The organism is Marinimicrobium sp. C6131, assembly GCF_026153455.1.
Classification (GTDB): domain Bacteria; phylum Pseudomonadota; class Gammaproteobacteria; order Pseudomonadales; family Cellvibrionaceae; genus Marinimicrobium.
Genome location: NZ_CP110629.1, coordinates 1,814,706 through 1,838,029, shown reverse-complemented (window position 1 = coordinate 1,838,029; position 23,324 = coordinate 1,814,706). Strand labels below are relative to the sequence as shown.

19 protein-coding genes are annotated in these 23,324 nt (G+C 52.7%); 15 read left to right on the top strand and 4 right to left on the bottom strand.

Features of this window, described 5'->3' with window-relative positions:
- Positions 1 to 3: 3 nt before the first annotated feature.
- Together OOT55_RS07920 and miaB are read right to left on the bottom strand one after the other, a co-directional pair.
- A complete protein-coding gene (locus OOT55_RS07920; protein WP_265368555.1) occupies positions 4 to 1,053 on the bottom strand; it encodes a PhoH family protein in 1,050 nt (349 codons plus the stop codon).
- A gap of 477 nt (positions 1,054 to 1,530) precedes the next feature.
- Complete coding sequence (gene miaB / locus OOT55_RS07915; protein WP_265368554.1) at positions 1,531 to 2,907, bottom strand: tRNA (N6-isopentenyl adenosine(37)-C2)-methylthiotransferase MiaB; 1,377 nt, start codon at positions 2,905 to 2,907, stop codon at positions 1,531 to 1,533.
- A gap of 171 nt (positions 2,908 to 3,078) precedes the next feature.
- Between miaB and OOT55_RS07910 the strand changes: the two genes are divergently transcribed.
- The gene (locus OOT55_RS07910; protein ID WP_024460702.1) at positions 3,079 to 3,414 is read left to right on the top strand and encodes a DUF1820 family protein; all 336 of its coding nucleotides are present in this window, start codon (positions 3,079 to 3,081) and stop codon (positions 3,412 to 3,414) included.
- Positions 3,415 to 3,449: 35 nt separating this feature from the next.
- Here OOT55_RS07910 and OOT55_RS07905 read toward each other — a convergent pair whose 3' ends face one another.
- Positions 3,450 to 3,713 carry a hypothetical protein gene (locus OOT55_RS07905; protein ID WP_265368553.1) on the bottom strand — a complete coding sequence of 88 codons (264 nt, stop codon included), beginning with the start codon at positions 3,711 to 3,713 and terminating at the stop codon, positions 3,450 to 3,452.
- 112 nt (positions 3,714 to 3,825) lie between these two features.
- Between OOT55_RS07905 and OOT55_RS07900 the strand changes: the two genes are divergently transcribed.
- The 12 genes from OOT55_RS07900 (at position 3,826) to OOT55_RS07845 (ending at position 20,008) form a co-directional block, all read left to right on the top strand.
- Complete coding sequence (locus OOT55_RS07900) at positions 3,826 to 4,488, top strand: 2OG-Fe(II) oxygenase (protein ID WP_265368552.1); 663 nt, start codon at positions 3,826 to 3,828, stop codon at positions 4,486 to 4,488.
- A gap of 271 nt (positions 4,489 to 4,759) precedes the next feature.
- Positions 4,760 to 5,368: a carbohydrate binding domain-containing protein gene (locus OOT55_RS07895; RefSeq protein ID WP_265368551.1), complete on the top strand. Its 609-nt coding sequence runs from the start codon at positions 4,760 to 4,762 to the stop codon at positions 5,366 to 5,368.
- 17 nt (positions 5,369 to 5,385) lie between these two features.
- Complete coding sequence (locus tag OOT55_RS07890; protein ID WP_265368550.1) at positions 5,386 to 6,507, top strand: endo-1,4-beta-xylanase; 1,122 nt, start codon at positions 5,386 to 5,388, stop codon at positions 6,505 to 6,507.
- A gap of 808 nt (positions 6,508 to 7,315) precedes the next feature.
- Positions 7,316 to 9,304, top strand: coding sequence for a hypothetical protein (locus OOT55_RS07885; RefSeq protein ID WP_265368549.1), 1,989 nt, complete (start codon positions 7,316 to 7,318; stop codon positions 9,302 to 9,304).
- Positions 9,304 to 11,973, top strand: coding sequence for an RHS repeat-associated core domain-containing protein (locus tag OOT55_RS07880; protein WP_265368548.1), 2,670 nt, complete (start codon positions 9,304 to 9,306; stop codon positions 11,971 to 11,973). Before OOT55_RS07885 ends, OOT55_RS07880 begins: the two co-directional genes overlap by 1 nt.
- Before the next feature lie 686 nt (positions 11,974 to 12,659).
- Positions 12,660 to 13,757: an RHS repeat domain-containing protein gene (locus OOT55_RS07875; RefSeq protein WP_265368547.1), complete on the top strand. Its 1,098-nt coding sequence runs from the start codon at positions 12,660 to 12,662 to the stop codon at positions 13,755 to 13,757.
- A gap of 2 nt (positions 13,758 to 13,759) precedes the next feature.
- Positions 13,760 to 14,161, top strand: a complete 402-nt coding sequence (locus tag OOT55_RS07870) for a DUF4279 domain-containing protein (RefSeq protein WP_265368546.1) — start codon at positions 13,760 to 13,762, stop codon at positions 14,159 to 14,161.
- Between the two features lie 320 nt (positions 14,162 to 14,481).
- Positions 14,482 to 15,576: an RHS repeat-associated core domain-containing protein gene (locus tag OOT55_RS07865; RefSeq protein ID WP_265368545.1), complete on the top strand. Its 1,095-nt coding sequence runs from the start codon at positions 14,482 to 14,484 to the stop codon at positions 15,574 to 15,576.
- A 6-nt stretch (positions 15,577 to 15,582) separates the two neighbouring features.
- The gene (locus OOT55_RS07860; protein ID WP_265368544.1) at positions 15,583 to 16,044 is read left to right on the top strand and encodes a hypothetical protein; all 462 of its coding nucleotides are present in this window, start codon (positions 15,583 to 15,585) and stop codon (positions 16,042 to 16,044) included.
- A 529-nt stretch (positions 16,045 to 16,573) separates the two neighbouring features.
- Entirely contained in the window at positions 16,574 to 18,022 is a 1,449-nt protein-coding gene (locus OOT55_RS07855; RefSeq protein ID WP_024460699.1) for a circularly permuted type 2 ATP-grasp protein, read from the top strand.
- Between the two features lies 1 nt (position 18,023).
- A complete protein-coding gene (locus OOT55_RS07850) occupies positions 18,024 to 18,986 on the top strand; it encodes an alpha-E domain-containing protein (protein ID WP_024460698.1) in 963 nt (320 codons plus the stop codon).
- 5 nt (positions 18,987 to 18,991) lie between these two features.
- Entirely contained in the window at positions 18,992 to 20,008 is a 1,017-nt protein-coding gene (locus OOT55_RS07845) for a zinc-binding metallopeptidase family protein (RefSeq protein ID WP_265368543.1), read from the top strand.
- Here the strand turns inward: OOT55_RS07845 and OOT55_RS07840 are convergent.
- Positions 19,962 to 20,708: a peptidase gene (locus tag OOT55_RS07840; protein WP_024460696.1), complete on the bottom strand. Its 747-nt coding sequence runs from the start codon at positions 20,706 to 20,708 to the stop codon at positions 19,962 to 19,964. The two genes, OOT55_RS07845 and OOT55_RS07840, sit on opposite strands and share 47 nt — an antisense overlap.
- A gap of 339 nt (positions 20,709 to 21,047) precedes the next feature.
- Between OOT55_RS07840 and OOT55_RS07835 the strand changes: the two genes are divergently transcribed.
- Both OOT55_RS07835 and OOT55_RS07830 read left to right on the top strand, forming a co-directional pair.
- Positions 21,048 to 21,659 (top strand): hypothetical protein, encoded by a 612-nt coding sequence (locus OOT55_RS07835; protein WP_123637791.1) that lies wholly within the window; start codon positions 21,048 to 21,050, stop codon positions 21,657 to 21,659.
- Between the two features lie 34 nt (positions 21,660 to 21,693).
- Positions 21,694 to 23,316 carry a protein adenylyltransferase SelO gene (locus OOT55_RS07830; protein ID WP_265368542.1) on the top strand — a complete coding sequence of 541 codons (1,623 nt, stop codon included), beginning with the start codon at positions 21,694 to 21,696 and terminating at the stop codon, positions 23,314 to 23,316.
- Positions 23,317 to 23,324: the final 8 nt, after the last annotated feature.

Sequence of the window (23,324 nt, the reverse complement as noted above, 5' to 3'; positions counted from 1 at the left end):
ACGTCAGTCGTCCGGGTTGCTCTCGTCGAAGGCGTCGTAGGCTTCCACGATACGCTGAACCAGCGGGTGGCGTACCACGTCCTTGGCGGTAAAGTGGGTAAAGCTGATGCCATTGACGTTCGACAGCACCTCAACGGCGTGCCGCAACCCGGATTTCTGCCCTTTGGGCAGATCGATCTGGCTGGGGTCGCCGGTGATGACGGCGGTGGAGCCAAAGCCGATCCGGGTCAGAAACATTTTCATCTGTTCCCGGGTGGTGTTCTGGCTTTCGTCCAGAATCACAAAGGCGTTGCTCAGGGTCCGGCCGCGCATGTAGGCCAGTGGAGCCACTTCGATCACGTTGCGCTCGATCAGCTTGCCGACGGTTTCAAAGCCCAGCATTTCAAACAGGGCGTCGTACAGCGGGCGCAGGTAGGGGTCCACCTTCTGGGCCAGGTCGCCGGGCAGAAAGCCGAGCTTCTCGCCGGCTTCCACAGCCGGGCGCACCAGCAGAATCCGCTCGACTTCGTCTTTGAGCAGGGCTTCCACCGCGCAGGCAACCGCCAGGTAGGTTTTACCGGTGCCGGCCGGTCCCGTGCCGAAGTTGATGTCATTGGCCTGGATGGCTTTCACATAGCGCTGCTGATTGCCGCCTCGCGGCTTGATGGTGCACTTTTTGGTGCGAATCAGCGTCATGCCGCCGGAGGCCTGATCACCACCGGTACCGGATTCAGCGGCACCCTCGTCGGTCACGCGGTCGTTCAGTCGGTCCATAAGCTCCTCAATACCGGAGGTTTGCAGGGCAAGGTGAATTTCGTCAGGGGTGAGCTCCGCCGTATTGGTTTCGCGGTAGAGGCTTTTGAGCAGTTCGGCGGCGGTCTCGGTGGTCTGGGCATCACCGGTCAGCGCGAACTGGTTGCCGCGGTTGCGAATCTGGATATTGAGGCGCTCTTCAATCTGGCGCAGGTGCTGGTCGAACTGACCACAGAGGCTGGCGAGACGGCGGTTGTCGTCGGGTTCCAGGGTCACCCGATGGGTGACGGCGTCGGGGCTGGTTACTGCGTGACTATTCAATGAGGTGTCGTTCTCCTGTATATGGACTTACTTTAAGCCTAAACCATAAAAATGACGGCGAAAAGGCAAACCTTCGGCTGTTTGTTTCTTAGGCCGGGTAGTTTTGCAAACCTTGGGTTATAAGGAGCTCTTGCTAACCTGGAGCCTTGTAGATGTTCCGGCCTTGCTATCGGGTGGGTTGTTTCGGAAACGCGATAAATACGTCCCTGTAGCTCCCTCTCTTCATCCCTGAAGAGAGGGTTCCGAAACAACCCACCCGATATCAAGGCCTCCGAGGTAAATACGCGCTCTATGCCCTACGTAAGCCCTGAGCCACGAATCTTCCTTGGAGGGCGCGGTGCCGGGGAACCTCCTCTCAAACCCTCGCTTCAGGGATGAAGCGAGGGAGCTACAGGGATGTATTCACCGCGTTTTGAGAAGAGGTTACCCGGTAGCGCGCCCGGACTTCCTACGGAGTTACTAGTCTCTTACGAAGTATCAAGCCGCCCAATCCTGATCCAGTTCGGAACTCAACAAGGTCCCGCGCAGCGAATTCGGCAATGCCTCTTCAATCAGAATATCCGCAAACTTGCCGATCAACGCCGGGTCATCGCAGCGGAAATTCACCACCCGGTTGTTCTCCGTACGCCCGGACAACTGGCCCGGGTCCTTCCTGGAATAACCGCTCACCAACACCCGCTCGGTGTTGCCCACCATCTTGCGACTGATGTCCTGGGCCTGCTGGGTAATACGGGTCTGCAGAATTTTCAGACGCTCTTTCTTCACTTCCATGGGCGTCTCGTCCGGCAGATCCGACGCCGGGGTGCCCGGGCGGGGGCTGTAGATGAAACTGAAGGAGGTATCAAAGCCAATATCATGAATCAGCTTCATGGTGGCCTCGAAGTCCGCGTCGGTTTCTCCCGGGAAGCCGATGATGAAGTCCGAGGAGAAGCTGATGTTCGGGCGGTTGGCCTTCAGGCGGCGCAGCTTGGACTTGTACTCCAGGGCGGTGTGGCCGCGCTTCATGGCCATCAGAATCCGGTCCGAACCGCTCTGTACCGGCAGGTGAACGTGGCTGACCAGCTCCGGCACCTCGTTGTAGACATCGATCAGCGAGTCGCTGAACTCCACCGGGTGAGAGGTGGTGAAACGGATGCGGTCGATACCGTCGATCGCGGCGACGTAGGTGATCAGCTCGGCCAGATCGACCACGGTGCCATCACTGTTTTCGCCCCGGTAGGCGTTGACGTTCTGGCCCAGCAGGTTGATCTCGCGCACGCCCTGACCGGCCAGGTGCACGATTTCGGCGAGAACATCGGTGACCGGGCGGCTGACTTCCTCGCCCCGGGTGTAGGGCACCACGCAGAAGGTGCAGTATTTGGAGCAGCCTTCCATGATGGAGACGAAGGCACTGACTCCGTCGGACTCCGGCTGGGGCAGGTGATCGAACTTCTCGATTTCCGGGAAACTGATGTCCACCACGGCACTGTCGCCGCGCGGGGTCTCGATCATTTCCGGCAGGCGGTGCAGGGTCTGGGGGCCAAAAATCATGTCCACGAAGGGCGCCCGCTTGGAGATGGCTTCCCCTTCCTGGCTGGCCACACAGCCGCCCACGCCGATCTTGAGGTCCGGTTTGGCGTCTTTCAGTGACTTCCAGCGGCCCAGTTCGTGGAACAGCTTCTCCTGGGCCTTCTCCCGGATGGAGCAGGTGTTGATCAGGATCACGTCCGCTTCTTCCGGATTTTCCGTGGCCACCATCTGGTGCGATTCGCCCAGCAGGTCGCGCATGCGGGCGGAATCGTACTCGTTCATCTGACAGCCGTGGGTCTTGATATAGAGTTTTTTCGGCGTCGGGGTGCTGTGCTCGGTGGTCATGGCAACAACCTGGTTAAAAAATGGTCAAATTCGAGGTCGCGCATTATAGCGATCTTGGGCCTGAAATCCCATAGATTGATCAAAATTTACCCACAAAATGGGTCTATTCAGCACGGGATTTGTGCTATTCTTCGCGCCCTTTCGATTTGTCTGGAAAACCCGAGCAGTTCTATGGCCGCAAAACCCGTCTACAAAGTCATTTTCGTCAATCAGGGCCAGGTCTATGAGGTCTTTGCCTGCGCCATCTATCAAAGCGAAATGTACGGCTTTATCGAAGTGGAAGAGTTCGTTTTCGGTGAGCGCAGCCAGTTGGTGGTCGACCCGTCGGAAGAGAAGCTCAAAAACGAATTCGCCGGGGTCAAGCGCTCCTATATTCCCATGCACGCCATCGTCCGTATCGATGAGGTGGAAAAGGAAGGCGCGGGCAAAATCAGTGAATTCAAGGGCGAGAAGGTCACCCAGTTCCCCTACAGCAATTTTGCTCCCAAGCCGGGCTCGGACAACTGAGCCCGGACGCCATCGCTGGGGGCTGATCTTTCTACCTACCGGCTGAAAAACCGGATCAGTCGCCCGATCAGCATCCGCAGGTGGGCCATCATGGCCCAGATGAAGCCCGCTCCACCCACCAACAGACTCCCCAGCACAACCAGCTCCTGTTCTATGGAGGGTTTCAGCAGGGTGTTGGCGATATAGAGCCCTACCATTCCCAGAAAAAACAGCGAAACCCCCAGCCGAAACTGGCGAAAGCCCTGCTCCAGAGAGCCGGTGTAGTGGGCCTTTAAGGCGGCGAGCCATGAGTGCTTCATAAAATTGCCGGGTTTGCGATTGAAAAGCGTGTATTCCGCGTTAATTTACGGTATATAGCCGTCTGACGGCGCCGGTTCCGTGGCGCCCCGGAACGTAAAGGCAGGACCACGATTGAGCACCCAACCCCTACCGCCCCGGGGCCCCTCCGACGGCGACACGCTGGATTATATCGCCGAGCAACTGGAAACCCGAGGCTATGCGGTAATACCCGCCGCTGTCCCCCCGGCACTGGTGGATCGGCTGTTTATTGAACTCAAGCAGCTCGACAGTGCGGAGTTCAAACCGGCGGGTATTGGCCGTCAGGACGACTTTCAGGTTAACCGGTTTGTGCGCTCGGACCAAATCTGTTGGTTGCAGGGGCAAAGCGAGGGCGCCGGCGGTTTTCTCGATTGGATGGAGCAACTGCGCCAGGGGCTCAACCGCCGCCTGTTTCTCGGGCTGTTTGATTACGAAGCCCACTTCGCCAGCTACCCGCCCGGCGCCTTTTACAAGAAGCACCTGGATGCGTTCAAGGGGCAGTCCAACCGGGTGCTGTCCACGGTCTTTTATCTCAACCCCCAATGGCAATCGAATGACGGTGGCGAGCTGGTGATTTACGCCGAAGACGGTGAGTCAGAGCTGGAGTGCGTCCGTCCCGAATACGGCAAGCTGGTGATTTTCCTCAGCGAAGTGTTCCCGCACGAAGTCCGCCCCGCACTGCGTGAACGCCACAGCATCGCGGGCTGGTTCCGGGTGAACAACAGTTCAGCTTTGGTGGTTGACCCACCCAAGTAATCTTTTGGAGCGGAATCGGCTTAAGAAATAACAATTAATGAGCCAAAGATTATTCTGAACAAATACCTTATTGTAGGGCAAAAATTTCGCTAATCTGAGGTTTTGTGGATTTTTGTTGCTATATGGCGCACTAATTGTAAATTATCTTGATATTGTCAATGTAACAACTACAAAATAAAAATATCGGCGCCAGAGTTCGCCGCACAATAATATTGCCGGTCAGGATGTAACAGAACGGTATGAGACCACCCATAGGAAAAGTGGGCGACATATGGACTTAGATTTTTGTAAAACAATAACAATTACAGTGTTTACGCTCTTCCTCGTGAATGTACTAACAGCGTGCTCTGACTCTTCAGATGGCCCTTTAGTCGGTTCTGTCGCTCCCTTTGAACTGGTGCCTCCTACGGCGGATGACCCTTGGAAGCTTGTATTCGATTATCCTCTTGACCAGGAAGGAAGCCTCGCGCGGTGGACCACCGACGTTAAAAATGGTGCAGGTGCTCACTTCTCAGTTGTGAAGAATGGCCTGAAAGAGGAGAGCTACTCCTTACGCGTCGATATTCATCAAGCTTCTGAAGGTAGCCCTTGGGATATTCAGGTGTTTCAGGACGCGGTCGACGTCATTCCCCTCACTATCTATCGATATGCCCTGTGGGTAAGGGGGCCTCGAGGAACCGTAGTGGGGGTAGGTATCGAAAACGGTAACTACCAATCCATAAAAAACAAACGGGTCTATTTGATGGGCGAGTGGCAGGAGGTGGTCCTTGAGTTCTATTCAGAACAGGACATCGTACGAACCCCAATACATTTTTCGTTTCCGGAAAATCTAGACGCCAATATTCTGATTGACAATGTATCGTTGGTAAAACTTCCTTAACGCAAGGATGCCGTGCTATGCCTACAAGAAGAACGTTTCTTAAATCGTTAGGAGCCCTTTCGGTTCTCGGTCTCTATTCTCCACAATCGATTTCCAACGGGGACATAACGGGTCTTAAAACGGTCTATAAAGATGATTTCATGATTGGCTCCATGATTGACGCGGAGCATCTTGCAATAAAAGACCACCCGGCGATCAAAATTCTGAAGGATCAATTCAGCTCAATCTCCTCAGCAAATATTTTCAAGTGGGAGAATATTCACCCCTCGGAAGATCGGTGGAGCTGGGTTTATTCAGATCATCTAGTCCAGCTAGGGGAGAGGTACGGAATGCATATCTACGGGCATCCGCTAATTTGGCACTCTCAGCTTCCCGAGGGGGTGTACCGGGAGTCTTCCTCAGTTTCTAGCCCGGTAACCAAGTCAACGTTAATCAAAAGAATGAGAAATCACATCTCAACGCTGGTGAACCGGTATTCAGGAAGAGTCCACTCTTGGGATGTTGTGAATGAGGCTATTGATGACAACGGGCTGTGGGTGAAGAATCTATGGTATCAAACGATAGGTTCGGATTATCTCTCGATAGCATTTGAAGAGGCTAGGAAGTCCGATAAAAATGCCATTCTGGTGTACAACGATTATAACCTTTGGAAAAAATCAAAGCGTACCAAAGTTCTGGAAGTTCTTGATGAAATCAACTCCGGAGGTCGATTGGTCGATGCTATCGGAATGCAGGGGCATTATCACCTGGATTACCCATCACTAAAGGATATTGAAGAGGCTTTGAAGGACTTCTCTGGGCGCGGGTACCGAATTTACATATCGGAGTTGGATATTGATGTTCTTCCAGTGATAAGTGGTAACCCTATCAATGAATCGCCAAGTGAAAGCTCATACTACGGCGATGATTTATCCATGGAAACGGAAATCAGGTTGTCTGGACGGTATGCGGATCTTTTCTCGTTGTTCCTGAAGTACCGTAGCCATATTGGTCTGGTCAATTTATGGGGCATCTCCGATGAATACACGTGGTTGAACGACTTTCCGGTTCCGGGCAGGAGGAATTATCCTCTTCTGTACAACAGAAGCTACGAACCGAAGCTGGCTCATGATGTGCTAATCAATCTTAAAAAAGGGTGAAGGAGCAAGTGTTATGGAATTGATGGCAGGGATAAAAGAGTGGCGCTATTTCCTGCGCCCGATCTTTCTATTTGTGTATTTGTCAGTCGCGTCTGGTTCCGCTTACGCGATAAGCTTCTCGGTTAGTCCGTCGACGAGTACTAATGGGTCATTTCAGGTCTCTTACTCGTCAAACTCAAGGTTCTATGTATTTATGGTGGAGCTGAATAGCGACGGAACATCCACTATTATTTCGTCGGAAGGTGGGGCTCCGTCGTCCGGATCAATGCTGGTGACGAAATCGAATGGAACCTATGGCTATAGGTTAAGACTGTGTGATAGTCAGACGCTGGGCTACGCGGGGAACTGTGCGTACACGACGGTGAAGTCGGTCCAGGTTAACCGAACATCCTCAGGTGGAGCGGTTGATTTAGGGTATCAGTATGACGAATTGGGACGATTGACTCTTGTGAGCGCAAACGGGACAACGAAAAGTGGTTACTGTTACGACGAAGCAGGTAATCGTACGGTCGTTACCGATAGCTCACAAATAACAGACCCTTGTGATCTCTATGAGGAAGAAGTTATTCCGCCACCTGGATCCCTAAATTACTACACGCATACTGGCGGTGGTTACACGATAACCTGGTCTGTTGTTCCTGGTGCTACACACTATAACCTAAAACTATCGAATGAGCAGTACCCAGTGATAAATGATGTAAATCAAACAACCTATTATACAAGTGGTCCGAATGAAGCTCCTGTCTGGATTCAGGCCTGCTCGGCAACATCGTGCAGCTCGAAAGCCTACTTCTAAAAGGGAATTGAAATGAATAAGTTAATCAGAGCAATCATTATCCCCTTACTGTTGATAATGTTCAGTCAGGTTTATGCAATACAAGATAGTCGTATCGCACCACCTGACGTGGAGGTTGTGGATAAAAATGGTGTAAATGTTGCGACGGGCCAAGTGGTTTCTTCGTTGAACACTGTAGCAATTGGTGGTGATAGAGGGTTGAGTCACAGTGTGTCCAACTTTACTAATGAATTTTCATTTCAGGGTTGGTACGGCTACCACGATAATTACTCTGGTTCTGCGAGATATGAGGAGGTGGGAAGGAGTATCCAGTATGGCGGCGTTACTTATCCGATATTCAAAGTGATGAGGGTCAGCGGTCCCATGGGATCAGAGGATTTCAAGGTGATGGTTAGTGGCTTATTTAATGCCAACGCCCATAATGTTTCCTCAAACTACACCTATCAGGCGCTGGGCGACAAAAGAAACTCATTAACCCTTGAATCCAGTGGTCAGTATCTCGTTTGGAGAAAGCCCGACGGGACTGAGTTGAAGTATGCTCGATCCGGATCATCAGCCGCCAGCGGAGGACCTTTGAGAGAAGTGATCCAGCCTAATGGTTTGACATACTATATCAGCTCGCTGGGCGGCGTGACGACAAACACTGGCTATGCTTTGAAATATCACTATGTAAACGATACGAGAGACTTGAGTTCAGAGAAGAAGGCAATCAGGTCCTCTATCCATCCGGATGCGCAAATATCCCAAGCCGCCTCCAGCACGTGGTCTGGAAGAAACCCTAAGTACGTTTATGGTGTAAATCTGGCGGTTGATTACTGCCAAACGCAGACGACAGCCAACTGTTCATTCTCAAATAGTTGGCCCAAGGCGGAATTTGAGTGGCCCGGTGGAATGCCCCAGGCCATATTCCTGGGTAGCTCTATCTTCAAAGTGACTGATTCTGGGGGGCAGGCAACCGAGTACCATTTCGAGTCTCAGGATGTGATGATCAAAGATGGCTCCTATGTTGGCCCCTATCCATGGGCCGAGAAGCAGAAGTGGTCTCCGCGGTTGAAACGGATTAAAGGGCCAGCGTCTTCGAACTACGTTCGGGAATACGAATACGAAAACGTGTTCACTTCAGAGAGTATAGTGACTGGAGGCGGTGGTATTAAGACATCATTTGATTTTTGGCGGCTGGACACCAGTGTAGGCCGGGTTTCTCAGTCGGAGACTCAGTTTGGTGAATCGCAATACAGTCAGCAGTTACCGCCCGGTCGGATGATCAATCAAAGTTCCTCATATACGGGTACTCTTAAAGTAGAGCCCTCCATAATGATTCCTGGTTCGCTGATCACAGTGACCAATCCAAAAACAGGGACTTACTATTACGAAAGCTCATTCAGGAACTTTATAACCCGCCACGACCCAATTTCCGGTGCCGGTCCTGAAAGACAGTTTCAGTATGATAACCGAGGAAATCTCGAAAAAGTGATATACCCTGATTCCGAGGTGGTGGCGAAGTATCCGTCCAGCTGCTCCGCATCGAACAGGAAATACTGCAATAAACCGGAGTGGGTTAAGGATCAAAGAGGAAATGTGACCAATTTCACCTATCATTCCGGGTCGGGAGAAGTGTCGACCGTTACGTACCCTGCGGATAGGTTGGGAGTTCGAGCGAAAGTCAGATACGAGTATAAACAGTACTATGCCTACTATAAGAAGAGCGGATCCTCGGTAGCCAAGGCGGACCGACCGTTGTGGTTGCTCTGGAAGGAGTCTCGCTGCAAATTATCATCCACGACATCATCTGGGTGCGCAATGGGCGCCTCAGATGAGGTGGTTACCGAGTATGACTATGGTCCTCAGGATGGCACCGCCAATAATCTGCATTTGAAGTCTGTAAAAGTAACCAGCGATGGCGAGTCGAGAATCACTTGCTACCAGTATGACCAGTATGGGAATCGGATTGGAGAGATCTCTCCTAACGGTGTTTCAACAAGCTGCCCGCAAGGAGTGTGATGATGAACAGTCTGGGATCTTATCGTAGTGTCCGGAACAATCTGAATATTGTTCTCATAGTCCTTCTGATCTGGGGAGCTCTGTTTTCTGACGGGATCTATGCGTCGCAAAACTATGTGAGTCACCTGAATGCATTCCGTTATGACGTTGCAGGCCGATTAACGGGTGAAATAAGTCCAGAGTCTGGTTCTGGAAACTTTCCGGCAAGGCGATACAGTTATAATAATAAAGGGCTGCTTGTTAAGTCGGAGTATGGTTACCTTTCTTCGTGGCAGAATGAACTGGTTAATCCGGTGAGCTGGTCAGGCTTCGTCCTGGAAAAGCAGATTTATTTTTCTTACGACGGGTTTGGTCGAAAACTCACAGAAAGAGTCGCTTCACACAGCGGAACTTTACGTCAAGTAACGCAGTATTCCTACGATAACAAGGGACGGTTGAAGTGCCGTGCCGTCAGGATGAATGCGTCTCAATTTTCGATTTCAAGCCTACCTTCGTTAGCCTGTGATCAGGATTCGGAGGGAAGCTTTGGGAAGGATAGAATTACCCGTTACGAATACGATACTTTGGATAATGTCGTTGAGGAGCATCGCGCCGTTGGAACGCCCTTAGAGCAGATCTATGCCGAGTACGTGTACAACGGTCGCCTTCTGATGGGCGTTTATGATGCAAATCGTAACTTTACCGAGTATGACTACGACAATTACGAGAGAAGGACGCATACATTCTATCCCGACAAGTTGGCTCCGGCGCGATCCAATAGTACGGATTTCGAGCGTTACGACTACGATGCGAACGGTAACAGAAGGCTGCTTCGTCGGCGAGATGGAAAAACCATCTATTACAGCTATGACAATCTTAACCGGGTAACCTTCAAAAATGTGCCTGACAGTACGACAAGAGATGTCTACTACGATTACGATCTGATGGGAAACATGACTTATGCCAAATTTGCCTCCCGGAGTGGCAGTGGTGTAATCAGGTCGTACAATGGCTTTGGTGAGCTAAGTGAAGAGCGGAACACGCTCGTAACAGGATCTCCTGTGGTCACTGATTTTGACAAAAATGGAAATTTCAGAACGCTAAAGTTCCCTGGCAATAGCACGGTCATTACCTATGGTTACAATGAGCTTGATCGCTTGGATTCAATCAAAGTTGGGTCGGGAACGCTATTGTCGTATGACGATGACCTATTTGGTCGGCCTTTCACCGAAACCACTTCGGGAGGCGCTGTTAGATCAACAACTTACGACGACATTGGCCGACCGAAGCGTCATCAGCAGAACTACTCGGGAAGTCTGTATGATGCCTCTACGGATTTCTCCTATAACCCGGCAAACCAAATTATAGGGAAGCAGCTTTCGAATGACCGGTTCTTTCACAAGGGTAATGTGGGGCTGGTGGGAGATTATCAGCCCAACGGTCTGAATCAGTACACGGAGATCAACGGCAATACCGTCCAGTATGATGAAAAGGGCAATTATAAGACCGATGGCATTACCACCTATGCGTATGACGAAGACAATCGGCTGACCAACTCTACAGGGACCTATAATGCAAGATTGACCTATGACCCGTTAGGGCGACTCTATAAGGTCCAGTCCTACGATACCAACAAGACGGTGTTGTTTCTGTACAGCGGGGAGCATGTCATCGCCGAGTACGAAGGCACCACGGTCAAGCGTCGGTACATCCCGACTATGAATCGCCTGGCGCCGGTGGCGGTGTTCGAAGGCAGCGTTCTTGGAACCAGTAACCGAAAGTTCTATCATATAGATCATCAGGGATCGGTGGTCGCTCAGACCAATAGCTCTGGCGCGGTCGTGTCGATCAATACCTATGATGCCTTCGGGGTGGCCGGAGGCGGGAACGTGTCCCGGTTTGGGTATACCGGTCAGATGTGGTTACCCGAAGTGGGCTTGTATCATTACCGGGCTCGGGCCTATGATCCGCAGATAGGGCGGTTCTTGCAGACCGATCCGATTGGGTATGAGGACCAGATGAATCTTTATGCTTATGTGCATAATGATCCGCTGAGTTACATCGATCCAACTGGAGAAATGGCAATTCAAGTTGTAGGGGGTATTTACGGAGCGTTTGCCGGAGGTTTTGGCGGATTTATAGCGAGTGGTGGAGACTGGAAAGGTGCAGCTGCTGGTGCTTTGGCCGGTGGGGCAGTTGGCCTAGTTACCCCTTGGAAATCGGGTGCAACGGGTACACTATTTGGCGGGGCGGCGGCTTCCGTTCTGGGGCAGTCATTGGGCGGAGCATTCGTTGAGGGTTCAAGGAAGGGGTTTCGAAATTTGGATTGGTCTGATTTCAAAAAGGTCGATCCTTGGACTACATTGGCAGGTGCATTAGGAACGGGAGCAGGGAGAGTTGTCGCGGGGCAATTGTCACGATCATTTACTTATCCAGTAATTGGTTATAGGGTCGGCGTGGGTGGTACCGTTACGCGCTCAGGTCTGGCTGCGGGAGCATTAGTTGAAGGCGCTATAATGGGGGCGGCTGAGAGGGCTGCATCAAGCTCGGATATGCTTACAATATATATAAGGAGAGGCAATGACGACTTAGGTTCTGCTGAGAATGGTCAGCAAGAGACAGGCAAGAGTTTAGTTGATCAATTTGGATGTACAGGTCATTTTATTGTTTGCACTCAGCAAAATTATTGAAGAGTGTTATTATGTCTGCAATGCTATTTTTTTTAGGAAGTCTAGGGTGTCTAGTAATATGTTACTGTGGCGCAAGGTTATACTTTGGTGTTGTAGCGACCCTTTACCAAAGTAGGTTGAGAGGCGCTTTGCTAGCCGCTCTATCCGGAGCAACGTTTATATTATTCTGTGTGCTTTTGATTCCCTTTGCTATATTTTTCCCAGCGTGGATGAACTCTACTCTGCAATTTTTTATCTATGAGCAAGGTAAGGAGCCTGCCGAGGTTATGCTTTTTCTGGGAGGCGTAATATTGATCTCTTCTCTTTACTTTGCTCGTCGAAGTAAAGAGGGTAAAATTTTCGAGAAACTCATGGAGGAAAAAGCTAAGAGGCAGCAGCATTAAAGGTGGGTGGGAGGGATTATTTTTTGATCAGTGTCCAACTGCCTTTGCGCCCTTTAAAACTCCCGTTTCATTCTGCATTTATGCGAGCCCCTGACTTTTGGATCCAGTAGTGACAAGGTTTCAGTCTTATTCGCTGTTAGATCAAAAACTTACGACGACATTGGCCGACCGAAGCGTCATCAACAGAACTACTCGGGAAGTCTGTATGACGCCTCTACGGATTTCTCCTATAATCCGGCAAACCAGTTTATAGGGAAGCAGCTTTCGAATGACCGGTTCTTTCACAAGGGTAATGTGGGGCTGGTGGGAGATTATCAGCCCAACGGTCTGAATCAGTACACGGAGATCAACGGCAATACCGTCCAGTATGATCAAAAGGGCAATTACAAGACCGATGGCATTACCACCTACGCGTATGACGAAGACAATCGGCTGACCAACTCTACTGGGACCTATAATGCAAGATTGACCTATGACCCGTTAGGGCGACTCTATAAGGTCCAGTCCTACGATACCAACAAGACGGTGTTGTTTCTGTACAGCGGTGAGCATGTCATCGCCGAGTACGAAGGCACCACGGTCAAACGTCGGTACATCCCGACTATGAATCGGCTGGCGCCGGTGGCGGTGTTTGAAGGCAGCGTTCTTGGAACCAGTAACCGAAAGTTCTATCATATAGATCATCAGGGGTCGGTGGTCGCCCAGACCAATAGCTCTGGCGCGGTGGTGTCGATCAATACCTATGATGCGTTTGGAGTGGCCGGAGGCGGGAACGTGTCCCGGTTTGGGTATACCGGTCAGATGTGGTTACCCGAAGTGGGCTTGTATCACTACCGGGCTCGGGCCTATGATCCGCAGATAGGGCGGTTCTTGCAGACGGATCCGATTGGGTATGAAGATCAGATGAATCTTTATGCTTATGTGCATAATGATCCATTGAATTTTACAGACCCAACTGGCAAGGCGGCCTGCGGTGGGGCGTGTATTGGTGCCGGAATTTCAATAGGAGCGAAAGCTTGCTCGAAGAGTCCAGGCTGTCGAAAAGCAGTAGCTAGTGGCGTTAAGAAAGGGGTTTCGGCAGCAAACGCTGTAGCTAATGCCGTTAGCAGTATTTTTAATGAATCATCTGATTCCAGTTCTACTGAAAACAAAGGTCAAGGGCAGGCGGAGGTTGGTGATTGCCCTTCTTGCGGAGGAGATACAAGCAATAAGCCTGGGAAAATAGGCCAAGAGCACGGAATTAAAACTAAGGAAGCAAAAAATAGAATTGAGGAAATTAAGCAGAAAGGTAAACTTGAAGGAAATCCAGACGTCGAAGTCTGTAATGATTGCGGTGAAGTTTTCCCGCAGACAGAAAGTGGTGGCCTTGGCGATAGTATAGGTAACATAGAGGATACTTAATAATGTTGGAGTTAAAAGCGACTTTGCGGATTTCCTCCAAGGAACTTACACTTGGTGAGTTGAAGAAGGTTTTAGGTGATCCTACCAGCGGATTTTCAATGGGAGAGACGTTTTCTAGAGGTGCAAAGAAGAGAGAGTTTTCATATTGGGCCTGGGAGCTGGACCCCGAAATAAAAGTTTCTTTAGAATCTCATATTAGAAAAATTCTAAAAATTCTTGATGCTAAACAGGAGCAATTGTCTACTATAAAAAATAAAGTTGATGTAGATATATTTTGTAGGCTTAGCTCAGATAATGGGCAAGGTGGGGCAGTTTTTTCATCGAACCTTGTTAAGCTAATAGAGCCGCACGGCATTGATGTGATTTTCGATTTGTATATGGATCCGGAAGAAGAGGACACGTAATAGGGGACCCCTGAATTAAAGGGGACGGAGGGATTATTTTTTGATCAGTGTCCAACTCCCTTTGCGCCCTTTATAACTCCCGTTTCATTCTGCACTTATGCGAGCCCCTGACTTTTAGATCCAGTAGTGACAAGGTTTCAGTCTTATTCGCTTTTAGATCAACAACTTACGACGACATTGGCCGGCCGAAGCGTCATCAACAGAACTACTCGGGAAGTCTGAATGATGCCTCTACGGATTTCTCCTATAACTCGGCAAACCAGATTATTGGGAAGCAGCTCTCGAACGACCGGTTCTTTCACAAGGGTAAGGTAGGGCTGGTGGGAGATTATCAGCCCAACGGTCTGAATCAGTACACGGAGATCAACGGCAATACCGTCCAGTATGATGAAAAGGGCAATTATAAGACCGATGGCATTACCACCTATGCGTATGACGAAGACAATCGGCTGACCAGCTCTACAGGGACCTATAATGCAAGATTGACCTATGACCCGTTAGGGCGACTCTATAAGGTCCAGTCCTACGATACCAACAAGACGGTGTTGTTTCTGTACAGCGGGGAGCATGTCATCGCCGAGTACGAAGGCACCACGGTCAAGCGTCGGTACATCCCGACTATGAATCGCCTGGCGCCGGTGGCGGTGTTCGAAGGCAGCGTTCTTGGAACCAGTAACCGAAAGTTCTATCATATAGATCATCAGGGATCGGTGGTCGCTCAGACCAATAGCTCTGGCGCGGTCGTGTCGATCAATACCTATGATGCCTTCGGGGTGGCCGGAGGCGGGAACGTGTCCCGGTTTGGGTATACCGGTCAGATGTGGTTACCCGAAGTGGGCTTGTATCATTACCGGGCTCGGGCCTATGATCCGCAGATAGGGCGGTTCTTGCAGACCGATCCGATTGGGTATGAGGACCAGATGAATCTTTATGCTTATGTGCATAATGATCCTCTTAGATACACTGATCCAACGGGAATGACGTCTGTAGAGTATGACGGCGAGGTTACCGCACAATGTAATATATGGTGCCAGTCGGCCGCTGCTCAGAGAGAGGTAGCACAGGCCTTTGTTCGGGGGATGCAGAACGCCCAAGATAATTTGATGTCGGTTGCCATTTATAACCTAACAGGACATAAGGTTGGAATGGTTGCGGCGATCAATGGGATGTTTAATGAAGGCGGAGAGGTTGAGGAAGAATACGATAGCCTTGAAGGTGCGGTCGGGGAGGTGAATCCACTGGACGAAGTTGAGTATGAAGGAAGAACTAAAGATCCTGGACTTAGAGGTCAAGGTTATACGGAGAAGTGGTCAGGCGTGGATTCAAATGGTGAGGTTCAGTCTGCATTTAAAAACCCACGAACTGGAAAATGGACGGGAGGACACCGTTCTTCTAAGAATGATAAATATTGGTAGAATTTTATGTTAAAGACTCTTAAAGTAAAGCCGGAAATATATCCTAAAGCCTATAGTTCATTTTCTTCCGCTGTGAAGAATACTTCGATACCTGAGTTGAAGTTGATTAATGGTCAAGCTCTGTTGGATTATCAGTTCGATGGTAGAAGATTGTTTTTTATTCTAAATAACGGTGTATTGGTAATAATTTCCATTGGAGATAATGTTATAGATTTCAAGAGTAATCAGATAAGCTTTTTTGAGAAGTTGAATCCTCCAGAGGCAATGATGTTTGAGTTTACCTCGGGAGAAATTTTTCGTTGGGACTCAAAGGCGTGCTTTGATAATATCGTGGGGAAGAAGATTGCCTTTTATCCGAATGATCAGTTTCTTTTTCTGTCTTGTGAGGATGGACGAGAATACATGTTCAATGCAGTGGCTTCTGTTTCTGACGAAAGGAAAAAATTTCTTTATTTGTCAGAGGTTTAATTTTATTGAAAAGTTTATTCTATTTTTTATTTGTTTTGTAAGTATAGTCTTCTACGTTCATTTGATCATTTGTAGTTCTGATCCATTTATGGTAAAGGTTTTTTCATTTTTAATGTTTTTGGCGAGTCTTTTAGTTATCAGAGATTATATCCTGGGGCTGCCTATAGTTTTGAGGGGAGTGACAGTTAGTGTTTCAAACAAGGGAATGAGGGGGCTGGCGTTTTCTGTTTCCTTGTTCTTTCTGGTTGTTAGCTATCTGGTGTTGTGGTAGCCGATGTATGGCTTATGTTAATTAACTCCTATATTGTCGCAATTAACTTATCTCAGGTCATTGTTTGGGTGTGCTCACAGCTGTTAGTGAACACATATGGAGGGGTCTTTTAGCTTATCTTGTTTTGGTGGGCAACTGTGCTCTACGCTTTGAACCTTGGCGTTCGAGCGTTAAAATGCTATTGTCGCCTGATCAGCGCCTCAGAGGGTGGTCTGGTTCCTTTTGAGGTGCCTCTCATGCAGCGGTAGGGACCCAACTATGCAGATTGACTGGCGCGAATACGCCTGTGGCGACTTCTACGACGAACTGATCAGCTCCCCCGGCAACCCGCGCAAAGCGGCCCGCCATCTGGCCAACTACCTCGCTTCCCTCAGCGGCGAGGAGCTTCAGGAGCGCAAGCTCTCCGCCGAGTTGGCGATCAAGACCATGGGGATCTCCTTCACCGTCTACAGCGACGCGGGCAATATTGACCGCGACTGGCCCTTCGACATCATTCCCCGGGTGATTTCCCAGCGCGAGTGGGAGAAAACCGAGCGCGGCCTGATCCAGCGCCTCAAGGCACTCAACTGCTTTATTGACGATGTCTACAACGAGCGCAAGATCATCAAGGACGGTGTCTTTCCGGAAGAGCTGTTGGCGGATTCCAAAAACTTCCGGCCGGAGTGCATTGGCATGAAGCCGGCGTTTGGGGTCTGGGCGCATATCTGCGGCACCGACCTGATTCGCGACGAGAAAGGGCAGTTTTACGTCCTGGAAGACAACCTGAGGGTTCCCTCGGGCGTGTCCTACATGCTGGAGAATCGCAAGGTCACCAAGCGGGTGCTGCCGGAGCTGTTTGAAAACCACACCATTCTGCCGGTGACCGAATACCCCAACCAGTTGTTCGATACCCTCGCGGCGATTTCGCCGCGTCCCATGGAATTTCCCGAAGTGGTGGTGCTCACCCCGGGCATCTACAACTCCGCCTATTTTGAGCACTCCTATCTGGCCCAACAGATGGGCGTGGAGCTGGTGGAGGGGAGCGACCTAGTGGTGGAAGACGATATGGTGTACATGCGTACCATCAATGGTCTGGCCCGGGTGGATGTGATTTACCGGCGGATCGACGATCTGTTCCTCGACCCGGAGATGTTCAATCCCGACTCGGTGCTGGGTGTGCCGGGGCTGATGCGCGCCTGGCTCAAGGGCAATGTCGCCCTGGCCAATGCCCCCGGGGCGGGGGTAGCGGATGACAAGCTGGTCTATACCTATGTGCCCAAGATGATCAAATACTACCTGGACGAAGACCCGATCCTGCCCAATGTGCCCAGCTACCTGTGCAACGATAAAAAGGATCGGGACTATGTGTTGGCCAACCTCGACAAGCTGGTGGTCAAGCCGGCCAACGAGTCCGGCGGTTACGGCATGTTGATGGGGCCCCAGGCGAGCAAGAAAGAGCGGGAAGCCTTCGCCCAGAAGATCAAGGCCAATCCGCGCAATTATATGGCGCAGCCGTTGATGTCCCTGTCGACTGCGCCGGTGGTGACACCGCGCAACGCCGAGCCACGGCATATCGATTTGCGGCCGTTCATTCTTCAGGGGCGGGATCACCACGTCACTCCCGGAGGCCTGACCCGGGTGGCGATGACCAAGGGCTCCTTTGTGGTGAACTCCTCCCAGGGGGGTGGCAGCAAAGACACCTGGATTGTGGTTGAGGGGGACAAATAAGATGTTGTCACGAGTCGCAGAACGTATTTACTGGATGAGCCGGTACATGGAGCGCAGCGAAAACGTCGCGCGCCTGGTCAATGTCAACTCTCACCTGCTGATGGATCTGCCCCGGGGCATCCGGGTGGGGTGGGGCTCGCTGATCAAAATCAGTGGCACCGGCGATTATTTCAATCGCGGCGATACCGAGGAGGCCGATGAGCGCACGGTGGTGCGCTTCATGCTGTCGGACCGGGACAACCCGGCCTCGCTGCTCAACTCTCTGAGCTGGGCGCGGGAGAATGCGCGGATCACCCGGGAAATCATTCCCATGGAAGCCTGGGAGCTGATCAACAACCTGTATCTCGAGGTGAAGGACAATCTGTCCAAGTCGGTGGCTCGGCGCGAGCGCAACCGGGTCCTGCATACGGTCATTGCCAGCATTCAGCAGTTCACCGGCCTGCTGGCGGGCTGTATGAGTCACAACAGCGCCTATGACTTCATCCGCATCGGACGCAACCTGGAGCGGGCCGATATGACCACCCGCATTGTCGATGCCGGCTCGGCGAACCTGTTGCCTCACCTCAGCGGTGAGGAAGATGTACTGGAGCCCTACGACAATATTCTCTGGATGAGCGTATTGCGCTCGCTCAGCGCCTATCAGATGTACAGCCAGCATGTGCAGGACCGGGTGAACGCGGAGGATGTGGTGACCTTTCTGTTGCAGGACGGTATGTTTCCGCGCTCGGTGTCCCACAGCCTGGGTGAGCTGGAATCCTGCCTGCACAAGTTGCCCAACAGTGATGAAGCCCTGCGGGCGGTGACCGGCGTGCGCCGTCGCCTGCGCAGTGCCAACATTCCCGAGCTGCTCGAATCCGGCCTTCAGGAGTACGTCGACAACGTGCAACTGGAAGTGGCGGATATTCACCGGCAGATTGCCAATACCTGGTTCCTGCCTGTCGCCCCTCAGGCCCAGAGCCAATAACCCCTATGAAAGACTTCAAGTGCACCTGCGGCCAGCGCATTTTCTTTGATAATAGCGAGTGCCTGAATTGCGGGCGCCTGCTGCGGTTTGATCCCGAGCGGCAGGATATGGTGGCACTGATTCTCGAAGCGGACGGTGTGCTGGTGAGTGCCTCGGGCGAACGCTTTCACGACTGTCGCAATCACATCGAATATCAGAGCTGCAACTGGGTGCTGCCCGCCGGTGATCGTCACCGCTACTGTCGTTCCTGTCGATTGAACAAGATTGTGCCGCACCTGGAACGCCCCGGGAATGTGCGCCACTGGGCCAAGCTGGAATCGGCCAAACGCCATCTGATCTACACCCTGATGCAGCTCGGGCTGCCGGTTCAGGGGCGTCATGAGGCGCCCAAAATCGGCTTGCAGTTCGCGTTCCTGGAGGACAGCCGCTCCAACGCCAATGTGCGTGAATCCTATGTGGCCACCGGCCACGCCATGGGGTTGATCACCCTGAACCTGGCCGAGGCGGACGATGCCTACCGGGAGCGGATTCGCCAGCAACTGGGGGAGTACTACCGGACCCTTCTCGGGCACTTTCGCCACGAGAGCGGTCACTATTACTACGACCTGCTGGTGCGGGGGACGGCCTGGGAGCAGGAGGTGATCGAGGTGTTTGGCAATCCCCACGTGGATTATCAGCAAGCGCTGAAAAGCCATTATAAGCAGGGGGGAAACCCGAATTGGCAGGGTACCCACATCAGCGCCTATGCTTGTTCACACCCGTTGGAAGACTGGGCTGAGACCTGGGCGCACTACCTGCACATGTGGGATACCCTGGACACCGCCCGGGCCTTTGGCTCCGCCCCCGTGGTGGCGACGGATTCGGTGGACGAGCTGGTCCAGAGCTGGGTGGAATTGACTGTGGTGCTCAACGCCCTGAATCGCAGCATGGGCCTGCCGGACGCCTATCCGTTCGTGCTGACCGACTCAGTGATCGCTAAGCTTCGTGTGATTCATCGGGTGATTGCGGCTGCCAGTCAATAGGCGGCAGTTGCACAAACGCCTCCACCAGACGGGCATCCCAGGCTTTTTTCAATTCCCGCAGATACTCATCGTCTTCATCGAAGCGGTTGTGCTGACCGGTGAACGAGTCCTTCTCGTAGCGCAGCAGCTCGATGGGAGGCCCAACCGTGAGGTTACTGCGCATGGTGGAGTCCATGGAGACCAGGGCGCACAGAGCGCTGGTGTCCAGGTCGGTTTTGGCGGTCAGGATACGGTCCAGAATCGGTTTGCCGTATTTGCTTTCTCCGATCTGCAGGTAGCGGGTGTCTTTCGACGTGGTGATATGGTTGCCCGCCGGGTACACCATCATCACCCGGGGTTTCTCGCCCTGGATCTGCCCGCCGATGATAAAACTCGCCTCAAAATTGGCGCTGGTGTTATCCGAGTGTTTTTCCTGCTGGGCGCGGTTGACCTCTCCCAGATATTCGGCGGCGTCACTCATGGATTCGACCGTTTTCAGGCTCTGTTCGGCGTCATCCTTTATATCCCGCTTCAAGCGGGAAATCACCGCCTGGGTGGTGCCCAGATTACCCGCCGAGAGCACCACAAACTGACGCTCGCCCTCGATTCCGAAGCGGTACATCTTGCTGTAGGTGCTCACCTGGTCGACCCCGGCGTTGGTGCGTGAATCCGAACAGAACACCAATCCGTTCTCGACGTTGATGGCCAGGCAGTAGGTCATAGTTGGGCTCGCCCAGTAACTCAAAGGGCGCCTAGGTTAAGAGCAGTCACCCGGAGCGTCAAGGAGCGGGTGACCGAAGGGGTGGGCAGGGGCTGTCAATTTGCCCGACGAGGCCCCGAATTCAGTGGTCCGACGCAGGTTTTGACGGGGAGGGTTTTGTCGAAGCGCTTTACAGGATTGGCGCCAAAAGCATTGTCGGAGGATGGGTGTTTGCGTGAACAAATTTAACCTATTGTTTTTAAAGGGTTTTTTAATTCTGGCTCTTTCGTTGCATTAAATGCCATATTGGGATGGCGCTTAAACCCACCAAATATTGGCATATGACACGGATCTGGAATTATGAAAGACGGAATTCATTTCACACAGCGCTGGCTAAAGGGCCTCGCTATAGCTCTGCTGCTTGGCGCACCCTTGGCAAGCGCGGATCTGATCACCTTTGATGATCTGGACCCCTCAGAAGGCAGTGTGTCCGAACAAAGCTATGCGGGGTTCAACTGGGACAGTCGCTGGGGGCTGGGCGACTCCGGTATGTCGGGGTTCGGCGATGCGGCGCACAGTGGTAGCCAGTTTCTGTTCAATCAGGGGTTCGAAAGTAACCTGGAAATTACCCGCGATAATCCCTTTGATTTTATGGGGGCCTATTTCGCGTCGACCAGCAATTACAACAACATGTCGTTCTGGATTACCCTGGTGGCTTATGATGGTCAGGGCAATAAGGTCGGCGAGCTGGTCGACGCGCAGATCAACCCGGACTTCGAAAACCAGCCGCTCTGGATTGCGGCTGACTTTACCAATGTTTCCAGGCTGGTCGTTGACGCTGCCGGTGGCATCTTCGCCATGGACAGCCTGCAGTTCCAGGATACAGCCGTTTCGGTTAACGAGGCTGGTGGCTTCGTCTTGCTGCTGATCGGTCTCGGTGGCCTCTGGGCTGCCCGTCGCCGCGTCCATTAACCCCCGCCATGGGGCCAGATGATATACTGGCCCCATGACCGACACCTCCTCTTCATTTCGTCACCTTCCCCAATTCGATAACCGCTGGTTGAGGGCTTTGCCGGCCGACCCGGTGGCGGACAATGTGCCGCGCCCGGTGACCGGCGCCAGCTACAGCTGGGTTGCCCCGCGCCGGGCCAGTAAACCGACGCTGGTTGCCTACGCCCGCGAAGTGGCCGATACGCTCGGGTTCCTGCCCGAAGACTGCGACAGCCAGGCGTTTGCCGAGGTGTTTGCCGGCAATGCACTGTTGCCCGGTATGGAACCGCACTCCACCGTCTACGGTGGTCACCAGTTTGGTCACTGGGCCGGGCAGTTGGGTGATGGCCGGGCCATCAATCTGGGCGAGGTTCTGAACGAGGCGGGTGAGCACTGGACCCTGCAACTCAAGGGCGCAGGGCGCACGCCCTATTCCCGGGGCGCCGATGGTCTGGCGGTGCTGCGCTCCTCGGTGCGTGAGTTTCTCTGCAGTGAAGCCATGCACCATCTGGGCGTCCCGACCACCCGGGCACTGAGCCTGGTACTCACTGGCGATAAGGTTGAACGGGACATGTTCTACGACGGCAACGTCCAGTGGGAGCCCGGAGCGGTGGTCTGCCGTGTGGCCCCATCGTTTACCCGCTTCGGCCACTTTCAGCTGCATGCGGCCCGCGGGGAGCATGAGCTGCTCCAGCAATTGCTCGACGTGACGATACAGACTGACTTCCCTCACCTCGGCGCGCCGGGCCGTGACACCTACCTGCGATGGCTGGAAGAGGTGGCGGTGCGCACCGCCGAGATGGTGGCCCACTGGATGCGGGTGGGTTTTGTCCATGGGGTTATGAACACCGACAATATGTCGGTCCTGGGGCTGACCATCGACTACGGCCCCTACGGCTGGCTTGAAGGTTACGACCCGGACTGGACCCCCAACACCACCGATGCCCAGGGGCGTCGCTATCGCTTCGGTGCCCAACCCCAGGTGGCGCTGTGGAATCTCGCTCAGTTGGCCAATGCCATACATCCGCTGATTGGCGAGGTAGAGCCCCTGCAGGCGGTGCTGGATGTCTATCGCGAGGAATATCAGCGCTGCTGGCAGCGGGATATGACTGCGAAGCTGGGCCTGAGCCGATGGGAAGACGGGGACTCGGTGCTGGTGTCTGAACTGCAACAGGTGTTGCAGAGCGCCGAAATCGATATGACGATTTTCTTCCGCCGACTGGCGGATTTCCATCCGGATGGCGAGGCGCCCGGAGAGGAGGTGGACAGCGCTCAGCTGCTGGAACCGGTGCTGGAAGCCTACTATCAGCCACCGACCTTTGAGGCCGAGCACACCATGGCCGAATGGTTGCGTCGCTATCGGGACCGGTTGATTCAGGACCGGGTACTGCACGGTACCGAAGACGCTCAGCGGCGGGCCCTGATGAACCGCACCAACCCCAAGTACGTGCTGCGCAACTACATGGCCCAGCAGGCCATTGATCGGGCCGAAGCGGGGGATTTCAGCGAAATTCATCGGCTGCAGGAACTTTTGCGTCGCCCCTACGACGAACAGCCGGAGCACGCCGCTTACTTTGCCCGCCGGCCCGAGTGGGCCCGGCGCAAGGCGGGCTGCTCCATGCTCTCCTGCAGCTCCTGATGATCTGA